Source organism: Curtobacterium sp. RM9 (assembly GCF_054956955.1).
Window position 1 is genome coordinate 2,555,595 of the sequence record NZ_CM143271.1, and the last position, 18,763, is coordinate 2,574,357.

17 protein-coding genes are annotated in these 18,763 nt (G+C 73.7%); 6 read left to right on the plus strand and 11 right to left on the minus strand.

Translation table 11 applies throughout. The features are described from left to right. Nucleotides 1-12 precede the first annotated feature (12 nt). Nucleotides 13-540 carry a hypothetical protein gene (locus ACY3FI_RS12120; protein ID WP_462547791.1) on the plus strand — a complete coding sequence of 176 codons (528 nt, stop codon included), beginning with the start codon at nt 13-15 and terminating at the stop codon, nt 538-540. 6 nt (nt 541-546) lie between these two features. Here ACY3FI_RS12120 and ACY3FI_RS12125 read toward each other — a convergent pair whose 3' ends face one another. The 3 genes from ACY3FI_RS12125 to ACY3FI_RS12135 are packed head-to-tail and all read right to left on the minus strand — an operon-like array spanning nt 547 to nt 2,886. Next, complete coding sequence (locus ACY3FI_RS12125) at nt 547-1,092, minus strand: cysteine hydrolase family protein (protein WP_462547792.1); 546 nt, start codon at nt 1,090-1,092, stop codon at nt 547-549. Next, nucleotides 1,089-1,910, minus strand: coding sequence for an alpha/beta hydrolase (locus ACY3FI_RS12130; RefSeq protein ID WP_462547793.1), 822 nt, complete (start codon nt 1,908-1,910; stop codon nt 1,089-1,091). The genes ACY3FI_RS12125 and ACY3FI_RS12130 overlap by 4 nt, the downstream gene beginning before the upstream one ends. 22 nt (nt 1,911-1,932) lie before the next feature. Then, nucleotides 1,933-2,886: a helix-turn-helix transcriptional regulator gene (locus tag ACY3FI_RS12135; protein WP_462547794.1), complete on the minus strand. Its 954-nt coding sequence runs from the start codon at nt 2,884-2,886 to the stop codon at nt 1,933-1,935. Nucleotides 2,887-3,067: 181 nt separating this feature from the next. Here ACY3FI_RS12135 and ACY3FI_RS12140 point away from each other — a divergent pair, with 181 nt between their 5' ends. Continuing rightward, nucleotides 3,068-4,438, plus strand: a complete 1,371-nt coding sequence (locus ACY3FI_RS12140; RefSeq protein ID WP_462547795.1) for an LCP family protein — start codon at nt 3,068-3,070, stop codon at nt 4,436-4,438. 18 nt (nt 4,439-4,456) lie between these two features. On the opposite strand, the gene ACY3FI_RS12145 is transcribed toward ACY3FI_RS12140, so the two are convergent. Beyond that, entirely contained in the window at nt 4,457-5,341 is an 885-nt protein-coding gene (locus ACY3FI_RS12145) for an aminoglycoside phosphotransferase family protein (protein ID WP_462547796.1), read from the minus strand. A 95-nt stretch (nt 5,342-5,436) separates the two neighbouring features. Here ACY3FI_RS12145 and ACY3FI_RS12150 point away from each other — a divergent pair, with 95 nt between their 5' ends. From ACY3FI_RS12150 to ACY3FI_RS12160, 3 genes are all read left to right on the plus strand, one after another. Further along, a complete protein-coding gene (locus tag ACY3FI_RS12150) occupies nt 5,437-6,912 on the plus strand; it encodes a cryptochrome/photolyase family protein (protein ID WP_462547797.1) in 1,476 nt (491 codons plus the stop codon). 104 nt (nt 6,913-7,016) lie between these two features. Beyond that, complete coding sequence (locus tag ACY3FI_RS12155) at nt 7,017-8,345, plus strand: GNAT family N-acetyltransferase (RefSeq protein WP_462547798.1); 1,329 nt, start codon at nt 7,017-7,019, stop codon at nt 8,343-8,345. After that, nucleotides 8,345-8,821, plus strand: coding sequence for a DUF2087 domain-containing protein (locus ACY3FI_RS12160; protein WP_462547799.1), 477 nt, complete (start codon nt 8,345-8,347; stop codon nt 8,819-8,821). Before ACY3FI_RS12155 ends, ACY3FI_RS12160 begins: the two co-directional genes overlap by 1 nt. 84 nt (nt 8,822-8,905) lie before the next feature. Here the strand turns inward: ACY3FI_RS12160 and ACY3FI_RS12165 are convergent, their stop codons facing one another. From ACY3FI_RS12165 to ACY3FI_RS12185, 5 genes are all read right to left on the minus strand, one after another. Continuing rightward, nucleotides 8,906-9,904 carry an ABC transporter permease gene (locus ACY3FI_RS12165; protein WP_462547800.1) on the minus strand — a complete coding sequence of 333 codons (999 nt, stop codon included), beginning with the start codon at nt 9,902-9,904 and terminating at the stop codon, nt 8,906-8,908. After that, nucleotides 9,901-10,839: an ABC transporter permease gene (locus ACY3FI_RS12170; protein WP_462547801.1), complete on the minus strand. Its 939-nt coding sequence runs from the start codon at nt 10,837-10,839 to the stop codon at nt 9,901-9,903. Before ACY3FI_RS12170 ends, ACY3FI_RS12165 begins: the two co-directional genes overlap by 4 nt. Beyond that, nucleotides 10,836-12,602 carry a dipeptide ABC transporter ATP-binding protein gene (locus ACY3FI_RS12175; RefSeq protein ID WP_462547802.1) on the minus strand — a complete coding sequence of 589 codons (1,767 nt, stop codon included), beginning with the start codon at nt 12,600-12,602 and terminating at the stop codon, nt 10,836-10,838. The genes ACY3FI_RS12170 and ACY3FI_RS12175 overlap by 4 nt, the downstream gene beginning before the upstream one ends. Further along, entirely contained in the window at nt 12,599-14,269 is a 1,671-nt protein-coding gene (locus tag ACY3FI_RS12180; RefSeq protein WP_462547804.1) for an ABC transporter substrate-binding protein, read from the minus strand. The genes ACY3FI_RS12175 and ACY3FI_RS12180 overlap by 4 nt, the downstream gene beginning before the upstream one ends. Nucleotides 14,270-14,538: 269 nt before the next feature. Next, nucleotides 14,539-15,819, minus strand: a complete 1,281-nt coding sequence (locus ACY3FI_RS12185; RefSeq protein ID WP_462547805.1) for an MFS transporter — start codon at nt 15,817-15,819, stop codon at nt 14,539-14,541. 56 nt (nt 15,820-15,875) lie between these two features. Here ACY3FI_RS12185 and ACY3FI_RS12190 point away from each other — a divergent pair, with 56 nt between their 5' ends. After that, nucleotides 15,876-16,832: an ArsR/SmtB family transcription factor gene (locus ACY3FI_RS12190; RefSeq protein WP_462547806.1), complete on the plus strand. Its 957-nt coding sequence runs from the start codon at nt 15,876-15,878 to the stop codon at nt 16,830-16,832. A 19-nt stretch (nt 16,833-16,851) separates the two neighbouring features. Here the strand turns inward: ACY3FI_RS12190 and ACY3FI_RS12195 are convergent, their stop codons facing one another. Together ACY3FI_RS12195 and solA are read right to left on the minus strand one after the other, a co-directional pair. Then, nucleotides 16,852-17,553 (minus strand): SDR family oxidoreductase, encoded by a 702-nt coding sequence (locus tag ACY3FI_RS12195; RefSeq protein WP_462547807.1) that lies wholly within the window; start codon nt 17,551-17,553, stop codon nt 16,852-16,854. Next, a complete protein-coding gene (gene solA, locus ACY3FI_RS12200) occupies nt 17,550-18,758 on the minus strand; it encodes an N-methyl-L-tryptophan oxidase (RefSeq protein ID WP_462547808.1) in 1,209 nt (402 codons plus the stop codon). Before solA ends, ACY3FI_RS12195 begins: the two co-directional genes overlap by 4 nt. Nucleotides 18,759-18,763: the final 5 nt, after the last annotated feature.

The window sequence follows — 18,763 nt, forward strand, 5'->3', positions numbered from 1 at the left end:
CGCTCGGGGACCGTGACGGACGGGGTGCAGGGCGCGCAGCGGCTCATCGACGAGGCCGCCCACCGGTTGCGCGACGCGGGCGTGCACGACGAGGCGCTCGGCGAGTACGTCGAGCCACGGCCGGTGCTCGGCATCCGCCGCGAGCCGACGATCCGGTCACTGGGTCGGGTGTGGCGCGTGGGAGCGCTGCTGATCGGGTCGTCGGACGAGACCGCGGGACGGGTGTGGGCGACGGGGTCGATCACACGCGTCACGGACCCGGGCCGGGCGCAGTACCAGTCCGTGTCCGCCGAGGTCCGGCGCGCCTACCGTGCGGCGGCGGCGAAGGGGCACTTCGCGCCCGGCGACACCGTGAACCACGGCGCGACGCCGATCCCGCTCGACGGGTCCCTGGTCGACGGCGTCGGCGTGCTCTCGATCGTCGGCGGGGTGCCGCTCGTCCGCTGGTCGGCGGCGGCCGGTGCGACCGTGCCGCTCGCGGACTACCTGGCCGACCGTGTGGGCCTGCTCGTCGATCCGCCGCGGGGCGCGACGGACTGATCCGTGTCAGGCGGCGAGGAACGCGTCGCTCGACACCACGGTCGCGAAGCTGCCGTCGAGCGCCGCCATGAACGCCGCGTGCACGGCCGCTCCCGGCACGGTCACGTCGCCGAACGCCAGGTCCGGTGCAGCGCAGGCGTCGGCCACGACGGTGCAGCGGTACCCGAGCTCGTGCGCCGCCCGGGTGGTCGAGTCGACGCACATGCTGCTCATCATCCCGACGACGACGAGTTCGTCGACGTCCGCGGCGTCGAGGACCTCGCGCAGGTCGGTGCCGACGAAGCTGTTCGGGGCGTGCTTCTCGACGACCGCCTCGCCGTCGCGCGGGGCGACCGCCGGGTGGAACGCCAGCCCCTCGGTGCCCGGGCGGAAGAAGGTGGCGTCCGGGCCGGTGGCGACGTGGAACACGTGCACGACCGGCTCCTCCGCGGCACGGAATTGGGCGAGGACCCGCGCCGCCGTCTCCGCGGCGGCCTCGGGGTCGACGAGCGGGAACGCTCCGCCGGGGAAGTAGTCGCGTTGGACGTCGACGATCAGGAGCGCGCGGGTCATGCCCCCAGTCTGGCCCCGTCCGCCGCGTGCTGCCGACGGGCGAGCAGCCACTCCGCGATGCGGTCGACCCCCTGCGAGAACGCGTCGGTCCCGGGGTGGTTCAGGAAGGCGTGCCGGCTGCCCGCGAGGACGTGGTGCTCGACGGCGGTCCCGGCCTCCGCGAGCTCGGTGGCGAACCGGTCCCCCGAGGCGCGCATGTTGTCGTGTTCGGCGTGCACCAGGAGCGACGGCGGGAACCCCGCCAGGTCGTGCCCGCCCGGGAACGCGTCGCGCGCAGTCAGGGCCCGTCGGGAGCCGGCGTAGTTCCGGTTCATCACGTCGAGCGCCCAGCGCGCGTGGGTCACCCGCCGGTGCCGGCGGGACCGTGCCCGGGCGTCGACGGTGCGCGGGTGCACCGCGTGGAAGAAGCCGTACGCGAGCACCGCGCCCACGGTCGGCGTGCCGGCGTCGGACGCCCGCAGCGCTGCCGCCGCAGCGAGGCACGCGCCCGCGCTGGCACCCCCGAGGACGACGCCGTCGCCGACCGCGTCCCGCACCTCGCGGAGTGCCTCGAGCACGTCGTGGAGCGGCAGCGGGTAGCGGACCCGTCCTCGTCCCGCACGAACGGGCAGCCAGGCCGTGCCCGGGACGGGCGCGAGGCGGTAGTCCGCGGTCACCACCGTGACGCCCCGCCGCGCGAGCGCGGCGGCGACGGCGTGCGCCTCGGGCTGGTCGGGGCCGCCGCGGAAGAAGCCCCCGCCGTGCAGCCAGAGCAGCACCGGTGTCCCCGCCGTCGCGCTGCCCGGATCCGGTCGGTACCAGCGGAGCGGCTCCGTCACGCCCACGGCTCACGCAACGGCGTCACTCCGCCGCGGTCCGCGTGCGCCGCAGCGTCGCGCTCGGTGGCTCGCCGAACCGCTCGGCGTACGTGGCCGAGAAGCGCCCCTGGTGCTGGAACCGCCACCGCCGTGCGACCTCCCCGACCGAGGTGGTCTCGTCCTCGGCGAGGTCCTGGTTCGCACCGTCCAGACGCGCGTCCCGGAGGTACTGCGTCGGGGTCGTCCCGAGGTGCTTCGCGAAGGCGTTCTGCAGCCCACGGGCGCTCAACCCGCCGGCGGCGGCGATCTCGTCGACGCCGATGTCCTCCTGCGCGTGCTCCCGGACGAAGGCGCACGCACGAGCCACGCTCGTCGACGCGACGCGGCCGTTCTCCCGCAGCGCGAAGGCGTCCACGACGGTCTCGGCGAGGCGCTGGTTCGCCTCGGCGCGCTCGTCCGGAGCGGTCGTCGCGGCCGTGAGGACCGGGGTCTCCCGCTGCAGCACGGCACGGAGCCGTCGGAGCGCCTCGTCGTCCTGTGCCGACTCGACGAACACGAGCGGGCCGCGCACCCGGACGTCGCGGGCGGCCAGCGCGGCGCGGAGCACCCGGTCGGACAGGTGCAGCATCGTCACGACCGACATGTCCGCGGTGAAGGCGTACTCCACGCTGCCGGACAGCAGGTACGGCCGGCCCGGCACCGCCGTCAGCGGCTCGCCGTCAGAGGGCGTCACGACGGCCGAGCCGTTGCCGATCCAGAACAGGATGTGGTCGGTCCGACGGCGCATCGTGCCCGCGCGCGTGCCCTCGACCTGCGCACCGCGGATCGAGACGTCGGCGTCCCCCGCGCCCGCGTACCGGAACTGGTCGAGCGCGCTGTCGATGCCGTCGGCCGTGCCGTAGATCGCGTCGAGCTCGGCGCCGCGTTCCTCGCTGATGGCCGCCACGTCGTAGCGGCGGAACGAGGGCGGTCGTCCGTCGGTTCCGGGGGCCGTCACCCGTCCATCTTGTCAGGTCGGCACGACCGGACCCCGCGACCCGCTGGCACCGGTGCCGGACTGGAGGCGCGGTGCCGGCCCGCACCGCGCCTCCGGTCCGCCGGCCGCTGCGGTCCTCTCTGAGCGCTCTGGCAGCAAGATGCGCGGCTCCGTCCACCGAGCAACCGGCATGATGAGCGGCATGGGGGACGACTCGACACCGCAGCACGACACCACCACCGGCTCCGGCGGTGCGGTCCGGCACGGCCGGCTGCGCCGCCGCAGCCCACTCGCGCTGGGCGCGCAGATCGTCGCCGCGGTCGCGGCCGTCGCCCTCGTGAGCAGCGGCTCCGTCGCCGCGATCGCGAGCTGGCAGGTGCTCAGCCACGCCAAGCCGACGGTGTCGCTCGCGATGCCCGGCGGCGACGGGAAGCCCGCGAAGGCCGCCCCGGAGCTGACGGCGCAGTCGGGCGAGGTGAACATGCTCCTCGTCGCGACCGACACCCGTGACGGGCAGGGCAGCGGCTTCGACGACGCGGCGAACCGACGCGCGAGCTCCGGCGTCGGCAACAACGACACGAACCTCCTGGTGCACATCAGCGCCGACCACACGAACATGGCCGTGGTGAGCTTCCCGCGCGACCTGGTGGTGTCGATCCCGGCGTGCACGAACGACCACGGGTCGGTCACGCCGGCGTCCTCGGCCGCGATGCTCAACACCGCGCTCTCCCGCGGCGGCGAACGGCACGGGCTGGCGTGCGTGGCGAGCACGATCAGCGCGCTCACCGGCCTGCAGATCCCGTACGCCGGCAAGATCACCTTCGACGGGGTCGTGCAGATGGCCGATGCGGTCGGTGGCGTGCCGGTGTGCTTGGCGACGCCGGTGCACGACGACGACGTCACCCCCGCACTCGACCTGCAGGCGGGCGTGCAGAAGCTGTCCGGGGCCGAGGCCGCCGCGTTCCTGCGGTCCCGCCACGGCGTCGGCGACGGCAGCGACCTCGGCCGGATCAGCAACCAGCAGACCTTCATGTCCGCGCTCGCCCGGCAGACCGTGTCGGCGGGGACCCTGACGAACCCGGCGAAGGTGCTCCGGCTCGCGGACACCGCTTTCCGGAACATGACCCTGTCGGACACCCTCTCCGACCCGGGGACCCTGGCGCGGATCGCCCTCGCGGTGAACTCCGTCGGTCTGTCGAACATGGTGTTCGTGCAGTACCCGGTGGTCGACGACCCGGACGCTCCGGGTCGGGTGCTCGTGGCGGAGGCCGCTGCGACGCAGCTGAACGGGGTCCTGAAGGCGAACGAGCCGGTCGTGCTCGGGGCCGGGAGCCTCGGTCGGTCGGCGGTGCGGGACCCGTCGGCACCGGCGTCGCCCGCTGCCGGTGCGGGCGCGGGGTCGGCTCCGGCCGGGTCGACTCCGACCGGGTCCGGGTCCGCTCCGGCCGGGTCCGGGTCGGCGCCGGCTGGGTCCGGGTCGGCTCCGGCCGGCACCCCGAGCACCCCGGCGGCACTGCCGGACATCGCGACCGGCCAGACCGCCGACACCGTGACCTGCGCATCGCGGGACTAGCCCGGGTCGGCGCCGCGCTCAGTCCCCGAGGGCGTCCGTGACCGCAGCCCGCCGCATGCAGTCCTCCGCTGCCTCGAGCTCCCCGCGGGCCACGTGCCACGACGCCGCCTCGACGGACCGCGCCGTGCACCACGCTGCGACACGCTCCCCCGACAGCCCGGTCGCGTCGGCCAGCAGCCCGATCCGCTCCCGCACGAGGGGCGCCGGCCGAGCGGAGGCGAACGGGTCGTCGACCTGGTGCAGCAACGGCGGGAGGTCGTAGGCCGGGTCCCCGACCATCGGCTTCGGGTCGATCACGAGCCACGGTTCCCGTGCCGCAGCCAGGACGTTCCCCGGGTTCGCGTCCCCGTGCACCACGACGCTCCGCTCCACCCCGACGGGCAGGCTGCGCAGCAGGTCCACGCCCCGCCGCACGAGCCCGGGGTCGAGCGGCGGCCGGGCGGTCCGCATCCGCTCCTCGACCAGGTCCGCCCACTCCGCCGTGACGTCGACCACGTGCTCGAAGTCGTGCGTCGCGGGGACCCCGTGCGCCCAGAGCCGCACGAGCAGCGACGCCCCGATCGTCAGGCGTTCTGCCGCTGGCTGCGCGCTCGGGTCGCCGAGCGTCGTCCCCGGGGCACACCGTTCGAGCAGCAGGACGAACGGGTCCTCCGGGTCCTCCGCCAGCAGCCGCACGCTGCCGTCGCCGTCCCACCAACGGAGTGCCGCGGCCTCGTGCCGGGCCTCGCGGTGTGGGAACGAGAGCTTGAGGACGGCGTCGCGGCCGTCGGGCGTCCGGACGGGCAGCACGTGCGAGACGCTGCCGCCGGGGTAGGGCGAGCCGGGTTCGAGGCCCCACCGCTCGACGGCGAGCTCGAGCCGGGACGGGACGCTCGCGCGCCACTGCTCCTCCGTCGGCCACACCCCGCCACCGTACGCCCTGGCCGGCGGCGCCCCCGCCCCGTCGGGGCACACGCGGCGTCAGCCTGCCGTCACACGTCGCCGGTACCGTCCCCGGCATGACCACCGAACGGCGCCGACTCGTCCTCCCCGGGCAGTACGGCCCGCTGTTCGACGACGGCGGCCCCGCCCTCGTCGTCGAGGCCCGCGAGTTCTTCGCCGCTCGGCCCGTGCACCGCGCCAAGGCCCACCTCTGGTTGAGCGCCCTCCGGCACCGCGTCCACGAGCTCGGCGACCGCGCCGAACACGCTCGGGTCGACAGCCTGCGGGACGCGCTCGCCGGCCGCGACGACCTCGAGGCGATCGACCCGCCCTCCCGGACCCTCCGCGCCCAGGTCCGGCACTGGGGTCGTGGCATCGAGATCCTGCCGAGCCGCGGCTTCATCACCGACGAGGCCGAGTTCGCCGAGTGGGCAGCCGAGCGCACCGGCCGTTTCCGGATGGAGACCCACTACGAGCGGGTCCGACGCCGCGAGGGCTGGCTCATGCACTCCGATGCACCGGTCGGCGGCAGGTTCAGCCTCGACGAGCAGAACCGCGAGCCACCGCCCAGGGGCGCGACGACGCTCGGGCTGCCGGACCCGTGGTGGCCGACCGAGGACGACATCGACGCCGAGGTCCGGCACGACCTGGACCGCTGGGAGCGCGACGGTCTGGTGCACTTCGTCGGCCGCGACGACACCCGCCGGTTCGCCGTCACCGCGGACGAGGCCCGGCAGGCGCTCGACGACTTCGTGCAGGTCCGCCTCGGCGACTTCGGGCCGTTCGAGGACGCCACGCTCACCAACGACTGGACGATGGCGCACTCGCTGCTCAGCGTCCCGATGAACCTCGGCGTGCTCGACCCGTCCGAGGTCGTCGAGGCCGCACTCGTCGCGCACCGCGACCACGACGCCCCGCTCGCGAGCGTCGAGGGCTTCGTCCGCCAGGTCGCCGGCTGGCGCGACTACGTCTGGCACCTCTACTGGTGGTTCGGCGACGACTACGGCGCCGATGAGAACGCCCTCGGTGCCCACGAACGACTCCCCCGCTGGTGGCAGGAGCTCGACGCCTCGGAGATCGACGCCGTCTGCCTGAGCACCGCGATGGAGGGGCTGCACGACCACGGCTGGCTGCACCACATCCAGCGCCTGATGGTGCTCGGCAACTGGGCCCTGCAGCGCGGCTACGACCCGGTCCACCTCACCGAATGGTTCACCGACGTGTTCGTGGACGGCACCGACTGGGTGATGCCCGCGAACATCATCGGCATGTCGCAGCACGCCGACGGCGGCATGGTGGCGACGAAGCCGTACGCGTCCGGGGGCCGGTACATCGACCGGATGTCGGACCACTGCGGCGGCTGCCGGTACGACCCGACCAAGCGCGTCGGCGAGGACGCCGGCCCCTTCACGGCCGGCTACTGGGCGTTCCTGTCGCGAACGGAACCGGCGCTGCGGGACAACGCCCGCATGATGCGGCCGCTCCAGCAGATGCGCCGTCTGACGGACCTCGACGAGGTCGTCGCCCAGGAGGCGCGCCGCACCATGCCCTGACGGCGCACCACGGGCGGTGGTCACGACCACCGCGGGACGCACGGCGCGGGGCGGCCCCGCACCGTGCCTCCCGGTCCGGCCCGCGCCCCGCTAGGGTCGGTCGGGTGAGCAACGGAGCATTCGACGACCGGTACGACCTGCGCGAGTTCGCGCCCGCCACCGACGCCGAGGGGGGCCCCGACGCCGCGACCGACGCGTGGATGCACGCCGTCGAACTCGGCTTCCACGAGACGCACCCCTCGCCCGAGAACGCGGCACGGATGGTGGCGCACTTCATCGAGGACGAGGAGACGTTCCTCGGTGTGCACGTGCGGGAACCGCTGCCCGGCTCGGTCGACGAGACCTGGCCTGCCGGCACGTTCGCCTGGTTCCGCAAGGCGCTGAGCTGGGGCGACGGGTCGTCGATCGACACGCAGGCCATCTCCGCCGTCACCGTGCGGCCGACCGAGCGACGCCGGGGCATCCTCCGCGCGATGATGACCCACGCGCTCGAGCGCGGCGTCGCCGACGGGTACGCCATCGCGTCCCTGACCGCCTCCGAGGGCACGATCTACCGACGCTTCGGCTTCGGCTGCGCGATCCGCGAGCGGGCCGTGCGCGTCCGTCGGACCCGGGCGCTGCCGTTCACCGCGCCGACCAGCGGCACGGTCACCGTGGTGACGCCGGAGTGGCTCGCGGGCGGTGTCGGTCGGGCCGTGTTCGACCGCTTCGACGCGCGCACGCCCGGCTCGATGGTGCGGAACGCGGGCACCTGGCCGGTCGCCTTCGGTCTGCGGAACGGCGAGGGCGAGCCGGCGAAGGACGTCCGCGCGGCGGTCCACCGTCCGGAGGGCGCCGGGACCGGGACGGGCGCGATCGACGGCTACGTGACCTGGCGCGTCAAGGAGGGCAAGGGCGAGACCGAGCTCCAGATCGTCGACCTCGTCTACGCGACCGACGAGGCCTACCTGTCGCTCTGGGAGTTCCTGCTCTCGATCGACCTCAACGACGTCGTGACGTACAACCGGTCGCGGCTGGACGACCCGATCGTCGCGGCGCTCGGCGACAACCGGGCGTACGACGTCGACCACGAGGAGGACCACGTCTGGCTGCGGGTGCTCGACGTGCCGGCGGTGCTGTCCTCGCGGCCGTACGCCGTCGACGGGTCCCTCGTGCTGGCGGTGTCCGACGCCCTCGGGCACGCCACGGGCAGCTACCGGCTCGACGTCGTCGACGGCCGAGGCACGGTCACCCGGACGGCAGACGACGCGGAGCCGGGGCAGGCCGACCTGTCGCTCGACGTCGCCGAGCTCGGGGCCGTGCTCATCGGCTCGGTGTCCCCGGTGACCCTCGCCGCAGCCGGGCTCGTGCGTGCGGCGGACCCGGCCGCGCCGGCGCTCCTCCGCGCGATGCTGACCCCGCCGCGGGCGCCGCACGGCATCACGTACTTCTGATGAGCGACGACGACCTCGCCACGACCGTCGGACGTGCCCGGCAGGCCGTGGCGGTCCTCGCATCGCCCACGTTGCGGGCGGTGGTCGTCGGCGACGGCGGTCCCGACGCCGTCGACGAGCGGACACGGTCGGCCGTGTCCGCGTTCGACTGGCTCGGCGACGACGGCCGTCCCGACCAGGCGCTCCTCGGGCGGACCGCGAAGGACCTCCAGCGGCTCCAGGCACCGACCGCGCTGCTCGAGTTCGATCGGATCGAACGGCTGCCCGCGTCAGACGAGCAGCGGCATCCGGTCTCCGTGCGGATCGTCCGGCTGGTGTCCGCACGCCTCGGGGCCGCGCGTGCCGTGCCCGAGGCCGTGCTGAACGCCGCGATCGCGATGTTCTGCGCGGACGTCGCGGTCGTCCGCCGGGACGCGGTGGACCTCGGCGTGCTCGTGCGGACCGACGACGGTTCGTCCTACCGCTTCACCGGCTGACCGCCCGCAGGGTCGACGCGCGGACAACACCCGCTCTCGCGGACAGGGCACGGAGGCGCACGACGGCGGTGGCCGCCCGGGCCCCTACGCCCGACGGCGCACCCGGGGGTCGACGAACGCGTAGACCACGTCGACGACGACGTTCGCCGTGACGATGAGCAGCGCCGAGAACACCGTGAACCCGACCACCACCTGCAGGTCGAGGGTGTGGACCGCGTCGATGAGCAGCGCACCGAGACCCTGCATCGAGAACACCTTCTCGGTGATGACGGCACCACCGAGCAGCGACCCGAGGTCGAGTCCGAAGAGCGTCACGACGGGCAGGATCGCCGTCCGCAGCCCGTGCCGCACGACGACCTGCCGCTCGCGGAGCCCCTTCGCGCGTGCCGTCCGGACGAAGTCCTGCGACAGCGACTCGAGCATCTCGCCGCGGGTGAGTCGGGCGTAGATCGCCGCGCTGATGAACGCGAGCACGCACCACGGCAGGAGCAGGTGCGTCAGCCACCCGACGGGGTCGTCGCTGAACGCGACGTACCCGCTCGTCGGCAGCCACCCGAGGGTGAAGCCGAACAACAGGATGCCGAGCAGCCCCACCAGGTACGCCGGTGACGACACGCCGGCGACCGCGACGGTCATCACGGCCCGGTCGACGAACGTGCCGCGCTTGAGTGCGGACGCCGTCCCCCCGGCGACGCCGGCGACGAGCCACAGCAGGGCGGCTCCGACGGCGATCGACGCGGTGACGGGGAGCCGCGAGGTGATGAGGTTCGTCACGCTGTCGTGCAGCTGGAACGAGTACCCGAAGCACGGCGCCGCGCACGTGACGGTCGAGGCGCCGGAGCCGAACGTCCGGCCGGTGAAGATGCCGGCGAGGTAGGCGCCGAACTGCGCGAACCACGGCTTGTCGGTGCCGAGGAACGCCTGCACGTCGGCCAGACGCTCGGGCGTGCACGGCTTGTCGCAGATCGCCCGGGCCGGGTTCGTCGGCAGGAGCATGAACAGCGCGTAGGTGATCGCCGCCACGACGAACAGCACGACGACGGCCCCGAGGATCCGGACGGCCAGGAAGCGGAAGGTGTTCACCGGTCGCTCCCTCGCGGGTCGAGGGCGTCGCGCAGGGCGTCACCGAGCACGTTGAAGGCCAGGGTGATGAGGAACAGTGCGGCTCCGGGGAAGACGAGGTACATCGGGTCGGTCTGCACCCAGCCGATGGCGTCGCCGATGCTGCGGCCCCACGAGGGCGTCGGCGGGTTGACCCCGACGGCCAGGAAGGACAGCGCGGCCTCGGCGCCGATCATCGACGGGATCGAGATGGTCGCGTAGACGGTGATCGTCGCGGCGAGGTTCGGCAGGAGCTGCCGACGGATCACGTGCCAGCGCCCGGCGCCCATCGCGGTGGAGGCCACCACGTAGTCCCGGCTGACGAGCGAGAGCGTCTGCCCGCGCACCACCCGGGCGACGGACGGCCATCCGAAGAAGCCGATCACCAGGACGACGAGCACCGGCTTGGGGAACGACGTCGGCACGACCGCGGTGAGCGCGATCATGAACACCAGCGACGGGAACCCGAAGATGACGTCGACCACGCGCGAGAGCACGCGGTCGTACCACCCGCCGAGGAACCCGGTCGTGACGCCGACGAGCACGCCGATCATGATCGACAGCACGGTCGCGGCGAGCCCGATGCCGAGCGAGGTCCGCGCACCGTACGTGACGATGGCGAACAGGTCGCGGCCGGTCAGGGGTTCGACCCCGAACCAGTGCTCGGCGCTGATCCCGCCGCCGGGGCCCCGGGGCGCGCCGAAGTCGTTGAGCGCGTCGACGTGGTAGCCGTACGGATCCTGCCCGGTCACGGCGGCGATGAGCGGTGCGGCGACCGCCACGACCACGAACACGGCGATGACGACCGCGGCACCGACGGCCCACCGGTCCTGCCGGACCCGGCGCACGACCGCGCGGAACCCGGTGGTCCGTCCGGCCGACGCAGGCACCGGCCGGTCGACGACGTTCGCGGTCACGATGCGACTCCTTCCCAGGCACGCCACGCGGCCCGGCGCTCGGCCTGTCGGGCCGGGTCGGCGACGGGCGCCGCCGCGAGCAGCATGCGCGTGTAGTCCTGCTGCGGGTCGTCGAGCACCGCGGCGGTCGTGCCGCGCTCGACGACGCGCCCCTCGTGCAGCACCACGACGTCGTCGGCGAGCTGCCGGACGACGGCGAGGTCGTGGCTGATGAGCAGCATGCCGAAGCCGAACTCGTCCTGCAGTCCGGCGAGCAGGTCGAGCACCGCGGCCTGCACGGTGACGTCGAGGGCGCTGGTGGGCTCGTCGGCGATCACGAGGGCGGGCCGCAGCGCCAGCGCCCGGGCGACCGCGACACGCTGCCGCTGCCCGCCGGAGAGCTGGTGCGGGAACCGCTCGGCCCACGTCGGGTCGAGCTGCACGGCGGTCAGGAGCGCACGGACTCGCTCTGCTCGAGACGAGGGGCTGCCCTCGCCGTGCACGAGCAGCGGCTCGGCGATGCTCCACCCGATGGTCTGCCGCGGGTTGAGCGACGACGCCGGGTCCTGGAAGACGATGCCGACCCGGCTGCGGAGCTCGCGGAGCCGCTTCCCGCGCGCAGTGCGCAGGTCGCTGCCGTCGACCTCGACCGTGCCGCCGACGACGGGGACGAGCCCGGCGAGCGCACGGCCGATCGTGGACTTGCCGGAGCCGGACTCCCCCACGAGGCCGAGGGTCTCGCCCGCGTGCAGCTCGAGGTCGATGCCCGACACCGTCGGGTCGCCGCGGCGCGCGTAGCGCACGGCGACGTCGCGCAGCGACGCCACCACCGGACGGGAGGCGCGGCGCGCGTCCGTCCCGTCGGCACCGCCCGCCGGGGCGGGCTCGCGAGATTCCGCGCTGAGCGACAGTTCACGCGCTTCCGAGCCCGTGAGGTGTCGCTCAGCGCGTGAGGTCGCACCGTCCCCGGCCGCCGCAGCGGGCGTGGCGGAGGCGCCCCGCGCCTCCAGGACGGGGACCGCGGCCAGGAGCTCGCGCGTGTAGTCGGCGCGCGGGTGCGCGAAGACCTCGGTCACGGAACCGTGCTCGACCGGGTCGCCCCGGCGCATCACGAGCACCTCGTCCGCGACGTCCGCCACCACGCCCATGTCGTGCGTGATGAGCAGGACGGCCAGGTCGCGCTCACGACCGAGCCGGCGGAGCAGGTCGAGGATGCCGGCCTGCACGGTGACGTCGAGCGCGGTCGTCGGCTCGTCGGCGAACAGCGCGACCGGGTCGCCGGCGAGTGCCATCGCGATCATCGCCCGCTGGAGCTGGCCGCCGGACAGCTCGTGCGGGTACGCCTTCCGGATCCGCCGCGGCTCGCGGAGCCCCGCGGCGCCCAGCAGCTCGTCCACGCGCGCCGAGACGCCCGCGCGGTCGAGGTCGGTGGGGTGTGCCCGGACCGCCTCGGCGATCTGCGTCCCGATCGAGAGGACGGGCGTGAACGAGTTCATCGGCTCTTGGAACACCACGCCGATGCCCGCGCCGCGGACCGCTCGGAGCTCGTCGGGGCTCGCGCCGATGAGCTCCGTGCCCCGGAACCGTGCGCTGCCGGAGACGTGCGCGCCGGTGGGCAGGAGTCCGAGCACGCTCATCGCGCTCACGGACTTGCCCGATCCGGACTCGCCGACGAGCGCGAGCACCCGTCCGGGCGTCAGGGTGAAGGAGACGTCACGGACGACGGGCTCCGCATCGCCGAACGCGACGCGGAGCCCCTCGACCTCGAGCAGTGGTGCGGTCACTGGGCGAGCGAGACCTTGAGGTAGTTCGGGTACGCCGGGAAGTCCGCGATCCGGAAGTTCTCGACGTTCGAGCCGGCCAGGAACGACTGCTTCGCGTAGATCAGCGGGACGACGGGAGCGTCCTCCATGATGCGGCGGTCGGCCTGCGCCCAGGTCTTCTGCGCTTCGGACTGGTCCACGGTGCCGGTCGCCTTCGCGATGAGGGCGTCGACCTCGGGGTTGCTGTACTTCGAGACGTTGTAGCCGCCCCCGCCGATCTGCGACGAGTCGTACAGCGGCTGGAGGTTGGCGTTCGCGCTCGGGAAGTCCGGCTGCCAGCTCGACAGCGACAGATCGAAGTCGGTGCCGTTCGTCGTCGCCTGGGTGAACGAGTCGTAGTCGAGCGGCTTGAGCGTGACGGTGATGCCGGCACGCTTCAGCCCGGCCTGCAGGGCCTGCGCCTGGGACAGGTACGTCGGGTCGTTCTGGGTCACCAGCGTGAGCTTGAGGTCCTCGGCGCCGGCCTCCTTGAGGAGCGCCTTCGCCTTGTCGACGTCACCGGTGGCGCTCGTCTCGTACAGGTCGTAGTCCTTGCGACCGGCGATGCCGGGGGTGATCAGCGTCGAGGCGTACTCGCCGGCCAGGGCGCCGCCCGCCGCGATGCGGAACGACTTGCGGTCGACGGCGTACTGCAGCGCCTGGCGGACCTTGAGGTCCTTCAGCTGGCCGCGCTGCGTGTTGATCGCCATGTACGTGATCGGGCCGGCCTTGCTCGTCGCGAGGCGGTCCTGGGCGGACGGGTTCGCACGGACCTGGTTGAGCTCCGCGGCACCGAGGTAGATCGCGCCGAAGGAGTCCTTCGCGTCACCGTTGTCGGCGATCAGGCTCTGCGTCGTGGTCGATGCGTCCTGGCTCTCCTTGAAGACGATCTTCGACGGGCCGGCGGTGCGGATCGCGTCGGTCTTCGCGCTCCACTCCTTGTTGCGGACGAGCGTCACCTGCGAGCCCTGCGTGTTCGACTCGACCTGGTAAGGGCCGGAGGAGACGGGCTTCGCGTCGTAGGCGCCGGTGTCCTTGCCGTCACCCTCGGGGACCGGGGCGAACGCCGGCATCGAGGCGAGCCAGGGCCAGTCGCCGTAGGGGGCGTCGAGCTTGAAGACGATCGTCTTGTCGTCCGGCGTCTCGATGCTGTCGAGGGTCTTCCCCTCGAAGGGGCCCTGGTACGTGCTGCCGCCCACGAGGAGCGACTTGTGGTAGCTCAGGCCACCGGTGAGGTTCGGCGCGAAGGAGCGCTCGATCCCCCACTTGATGTCCTTGGTGGTGATCGGGGTGCCGTCCTGGAACTTCAGCCCGTCCTTGAGCGTGTAGGTCCAGGTCTTGCCGCCGTCGCTCGACTTGCCCGTGGTGGTCGCGAGGTCGGGGACCACCTTCGCCGTCTTGCCGGGCTGGACGTCCCACGTCGTGAGGCGCCGGGCGACCAGGCCCATGGACGTGATGCCGAGGCTCTGACTCGTCGCCGGGTCGAAGTGCAGCGCGGTCTGCGGCGTGAGGATGTTCAGCGTGCCGCCCTTGTCCGTGCCGGAGGAGGCGCTGTCCGAGGAGGCCCCGCCGCCCGAGCAGCCGGTGAGCACCAGTGCTGCTGCTGCGGCGACGGCCGCGGTGATGGTCAGGCGCTTGGGGCGTCTCATGACGGTGCTGCTCCTCGTGGGGGGGGTGGGGTTCGTGTCCGCCGGTGGGCGGTCGTGCGCGCGCCTGGGAGACCGGGCGGTCCATCCTGACACCGGGCGGGCCGCGCGTCCGAACCCCGCGGGGTCCGGACGACACGCAACGCAACATTGCAGGACGCAACAGGTCAACGCGGCGGTCCGGCGGGTATTCCCGGTCGGGAGGCGCGGGGCGGCGCCGTCAGGCGGCTGCCGTCGTGCGGGCGGCACGTCCCGCGCGCGGGGTGGCGCCGTCAGGCGGCGGTCGTCGGGCGGGCGGCACGTCCGGCGATCGCACCGACGCCGAGGGCGGCGCCGAGGAACACGACGGCGAGGATCCCCCAACCGACGGTCCCGAGGTCGACGGCCGTGAGCGTCACGACCGTCGGCGCGATCATCGCCGCGACCGCGTACCCGGTGCCGTAGACGCCCTGGTAGGCCCCGACCCGGTCGGCCGGAGCCAGCTCGAAGCTCAGCGCCCAGCCCGCCGCGCTCGAGGTGATCTCGGCGAGCGAGTGCGCGACCGCCGCGACGACGAGCACCGCGGCCGCGGTCGCCGCCGGGAGCCAGTCACCGCCGCGGACCCAGCCCGCGGCGGCCCACAGCCCGCATGCGAGCGCCATGATCCACCCGGCGTGCCGCATGACCCGCGCGGCGCCGGCGACGGTGTCGGTCCCCCGGCTGAGCCGGACCTGCAGCAGGACGACGATCACGGTGTTCACCAGCAGCAGCGGCGACACCAGCACGTCCGGCGCGACCGTGTGCTGCACGACCCAGATCGGCACGCCGATCTCGAACAGGCCGAACTGCATGCCGAACAGGCCGGTGAGGGCGGTGACGGCGAGGAAGCGCAGGTCGCGGTACGGGCTCCGGCCTGCGGGCTCGCGCCGGACGATCGTGCCGGTGTCCGTGCGGTCGGCGGGCGGCGCGTCGACGCGGTCCGCCGACAGCCCGGCGACGAGCAGCGCCGACGCGAGGAACAGCGCGCCGGAGAGCACCATCGTGACCCGGTAGGCCTCGCCCGTGCCGATCGCGAGTGGGATCGCGGCGAGGGCGGTGCCGACGCCGATGCCGACGTTCGTGACCGTCCGCATCGTGGCGCGCACCCGGACGCGCTCGGAACCGGGGAACGCCCGGCCGACCGCGGCGCCGCGGACCGAGCCGCCGCCCTGCTGCGCCAGCGTCACGACCGAGGCGGTGACGACGAGTGTGGCGAGGTCGTGCACGAGGACGTAGCTGATGAGTGCCAGCCCCTGCACGAGATGCAGCCACACGAGCATCCGTCGGGCACTGACGCGGTCCGCGAGGTGGCCGAACACGAGCGAGGACGCGACGCCGACCGCCCCGGCCACCGTGAGCCCGAGCCCGACCGCGACGGCCGGGATGCCGACGATCGTGATGAGGTAGAGCGAGGTCAGCGTGAAGAAGGCGCCACGGCCGAGTGTGTCGACGAGCGTGACCGTGAGCAGGCGTCGCAGGGTCGCGTCCCGCCGGACGAGGGTGCGGAGGGGGACCTGCTGCGCGGTGGTGCTCACCCAGCTGTTCTCCCACCCCTCCGGTGCCGGGTCGAACGGATGTAGCGTTGGGCTTCATGATCCGGTACCGCCTCGACCCGGCAGACGTGTCCGCGGTGCGGTTCGGGATCTCGCCGCTGTCCGAGCTCGGTCTGGGGCTCCGGGCGTTCCGTTCGCCGGACCGGTACCCCCTGCAGCGCCCCTGGCTCCAGCGCATCGCCGGGGTGCTCCCCCTGCTCGACCGGCCGGTACTCGCCGGGCTCGTCGACGAGCGCCGGTGGGTGGCCGACTTCGTCAACCCGCGGCCGGCGTCACCGCTGACCTCCTTCGACGACGAGCTCCGCACGCTCGGGCGGATCCGGCCCGAGCGGCTCCGCACGGACCTCGAACGGGTGCACGGCAGCGTCCCGGATGCGTTCGTCGGCAGGCACGAGGACGTCGTCGAACGGCTGCAACGGGCACTGGCGACGACCTGGGACCTGTGCTTCGCGCCCTACTGGCCGCGCATGCGCCGGGTGCTGCAGGCCGACGTGACGCACCGCGGCCGGATCGCCGCGCACGAGGGCGTCGGCGCGGTGCTGGACGGCCTGTCCGAGTCGGTGCGCTTCGACGGCGCCCACCTCGACGTCCGGTTGCACAGCCCGATCGCCCGCGACCGTCCCGTGCAGGGCGAGGGGGTGACCCTCGTGCCGTCGGTGTTCGTCGTGCGGGCGTCGACGCCGATCGACGACGACCTGCCGCCGACCGTGATGTACCCGGCCCGCGGGCAGGGCGCGATGTGGGCCACGGCCTCGCACCCGGACGCGGGCGCCGTGCGGGGACTGCTCGGTGCCACCCGCGCGGCGCTCCTCGAGGCGCTCGGCGAACCGGCGTCGTCGACCGACCTCGCGATGCGGTTCGGGGTGACGACGTCGGCGGTCAACCAGCACCTCCGCGTGATGGAGCGGGGCGGGCTGCTCAACCGGACCCGGTACGGCCGTGCGGTGCTGTACTACCGCAGCACCGTCGGCGACGCACTCGTCCGCCGGGAGTGAGCGCGCCGCCGACCGGAGGTCAGGCGCGGACGGTGGGCCGGATCGTGACCGTCTCGAACTGCGCCTCGTGCGGGGCGTCCACGGCGACCCGGACCCCCGCCGCGATCGTCTCCGGGCGGACGTAGGACTCGTCGGGGCCCTCGCGGCCGGCCTCCCGACGGATCGTCCGCGCCATGTCGGTGTCGACGAACCCGGGGTGCACGGACACGATCCGCACGCCGGCGTCCCGCTCCTCCTCGCGGAGGCAGTCGGCCATCGTCCGGAGTGCGAACTTCGTCCCGGAGTAGACCGCCCCGTCCGGGTACGAGAACATCCCCGACCCGGAGTTCAGGAACACGACGGTCCCCCGCGCCGCCCGGAGCGCCGGGAGCAGTCGCGCCGTCAGGTCCGCGACGCCGAAGACGTTGACCTCGAACGACCGGCGCCAGTCGTCGCGGGTGAAGGTGTCGAACGGGCGCTCGTCGGCGATCCCCGCGGAGTGCACGAGCACGTCGATCCGGTCCGGGGCGAGGGCCCCCACGGCCGCCGCGACCGAGTCCGCATCGCCGACGTCGCACACGAACAGCTCGAGGTCGGGCACCTCCGACCGGAGGACGGCGAGCGCCTCGGCGGTCCGTGCCCCCGCGACCACCCGGTGGGTCCGGGCGAGGTCACGGGCGATCGCGAGGCCGATGCCCCGCGACGCGCCCGTGACCAGCGCGACCGGCCGGTCCGTGCTCACGCGGGCACCGGCGCGGCCGACCCGACGTGCATGGTCCCCTCGGCCGAGACGGTGCCGTTCGTGAAGCGGTCCGGGTCGAGGAAGTCGACGTCCGTGTAGGGCGTCTCGCCGACGGTGATCTGCGCGAGCAGTTCGCCCACGCCGGCCGCGTGCTTGAAGCCGTGTCCGTGGTCGCCGCCGGCCACCACGAGCCGGGGGTCGCCGTCCGGGCGGCCGACCAGGAACTGCCCGTCCGGCGAGTTCGTCACCATGCACGGGATCGCGGCGACCGGGACGGGGTCGAGCTGCGGGAAGGCGTCCGCGACCCACGCCGAGAGCTGCTCGATGTCGTCGCGCGGGTGGATGTAGCGGTCGACGGTGTCGGCGTCGGTGTCGGAGAAGTTCGCCCCGGAGTCCTCCATGCCGATCTTCACGAGGTAGTCCTCGTCCGAGCCGTGGCCCCAGAGGTGCCGGCCGTCGGGCAGCTCGTGGATGAACGCCGGGAAGTCGGCGAGGTCGAACGAGACGTCGGCGTCGGCCCGGGGTGCGAACCAGTACAGCGGCGTGCGGCGCGGCCGGAGCGGTAGCCCCGGCAGGAGCTTGCCGTTCCAGGCACCGGCGGCGACGACGGCCTGCGCCGCCTCGATGACGACGGTCGGGGTGATGACCCGGACGCCGCCGTCGACCAGGTCGATCCCGGTCACACGGGTGTCGGTGAGGACCCGGGCGCCGAGCGCGATCGCGGCCTCGCCCTGGGCACGGACGTTCTTCTCGGGGTAGCAGATGCCCGCGCCGGGGTCGAGCACGCCGACGGTCTCGGGTGCGGTGCCGCCGTACTGCGGGTACGCGGCGAGGAGCGCGTCGTGGTCGAGGTGCCGGACGTCCAGGCCGGCGCGGGCGGCGGCCTCGGTGACGCCCGCCACCGGACGGGAGGTCGGCGAACCGCTCGACAGGCACCCGGTCTGCCGGACGTAGGTCTCGCCGTCCGCTGCGCCGAGTGCGGTCCACAGCTCGAGCGACTTCTGGGCGATCGGGGTCAGGCCGGGGTGCTCCTGGCAGGCGATGCGGAACAGGCGGGTGGCGCCGTGCGACGAGCCCATGTGGTGGCCGAGCCCGTACCGGTCCACGCCGACGACGTCGACCCCCCTCGCGGCGAGACGCCAGAGCGCGGCGGACCCGAAGGCGCCGAGTCCGACGACGACGACGTCGGTGGTGATGGTGTCCATGGTGG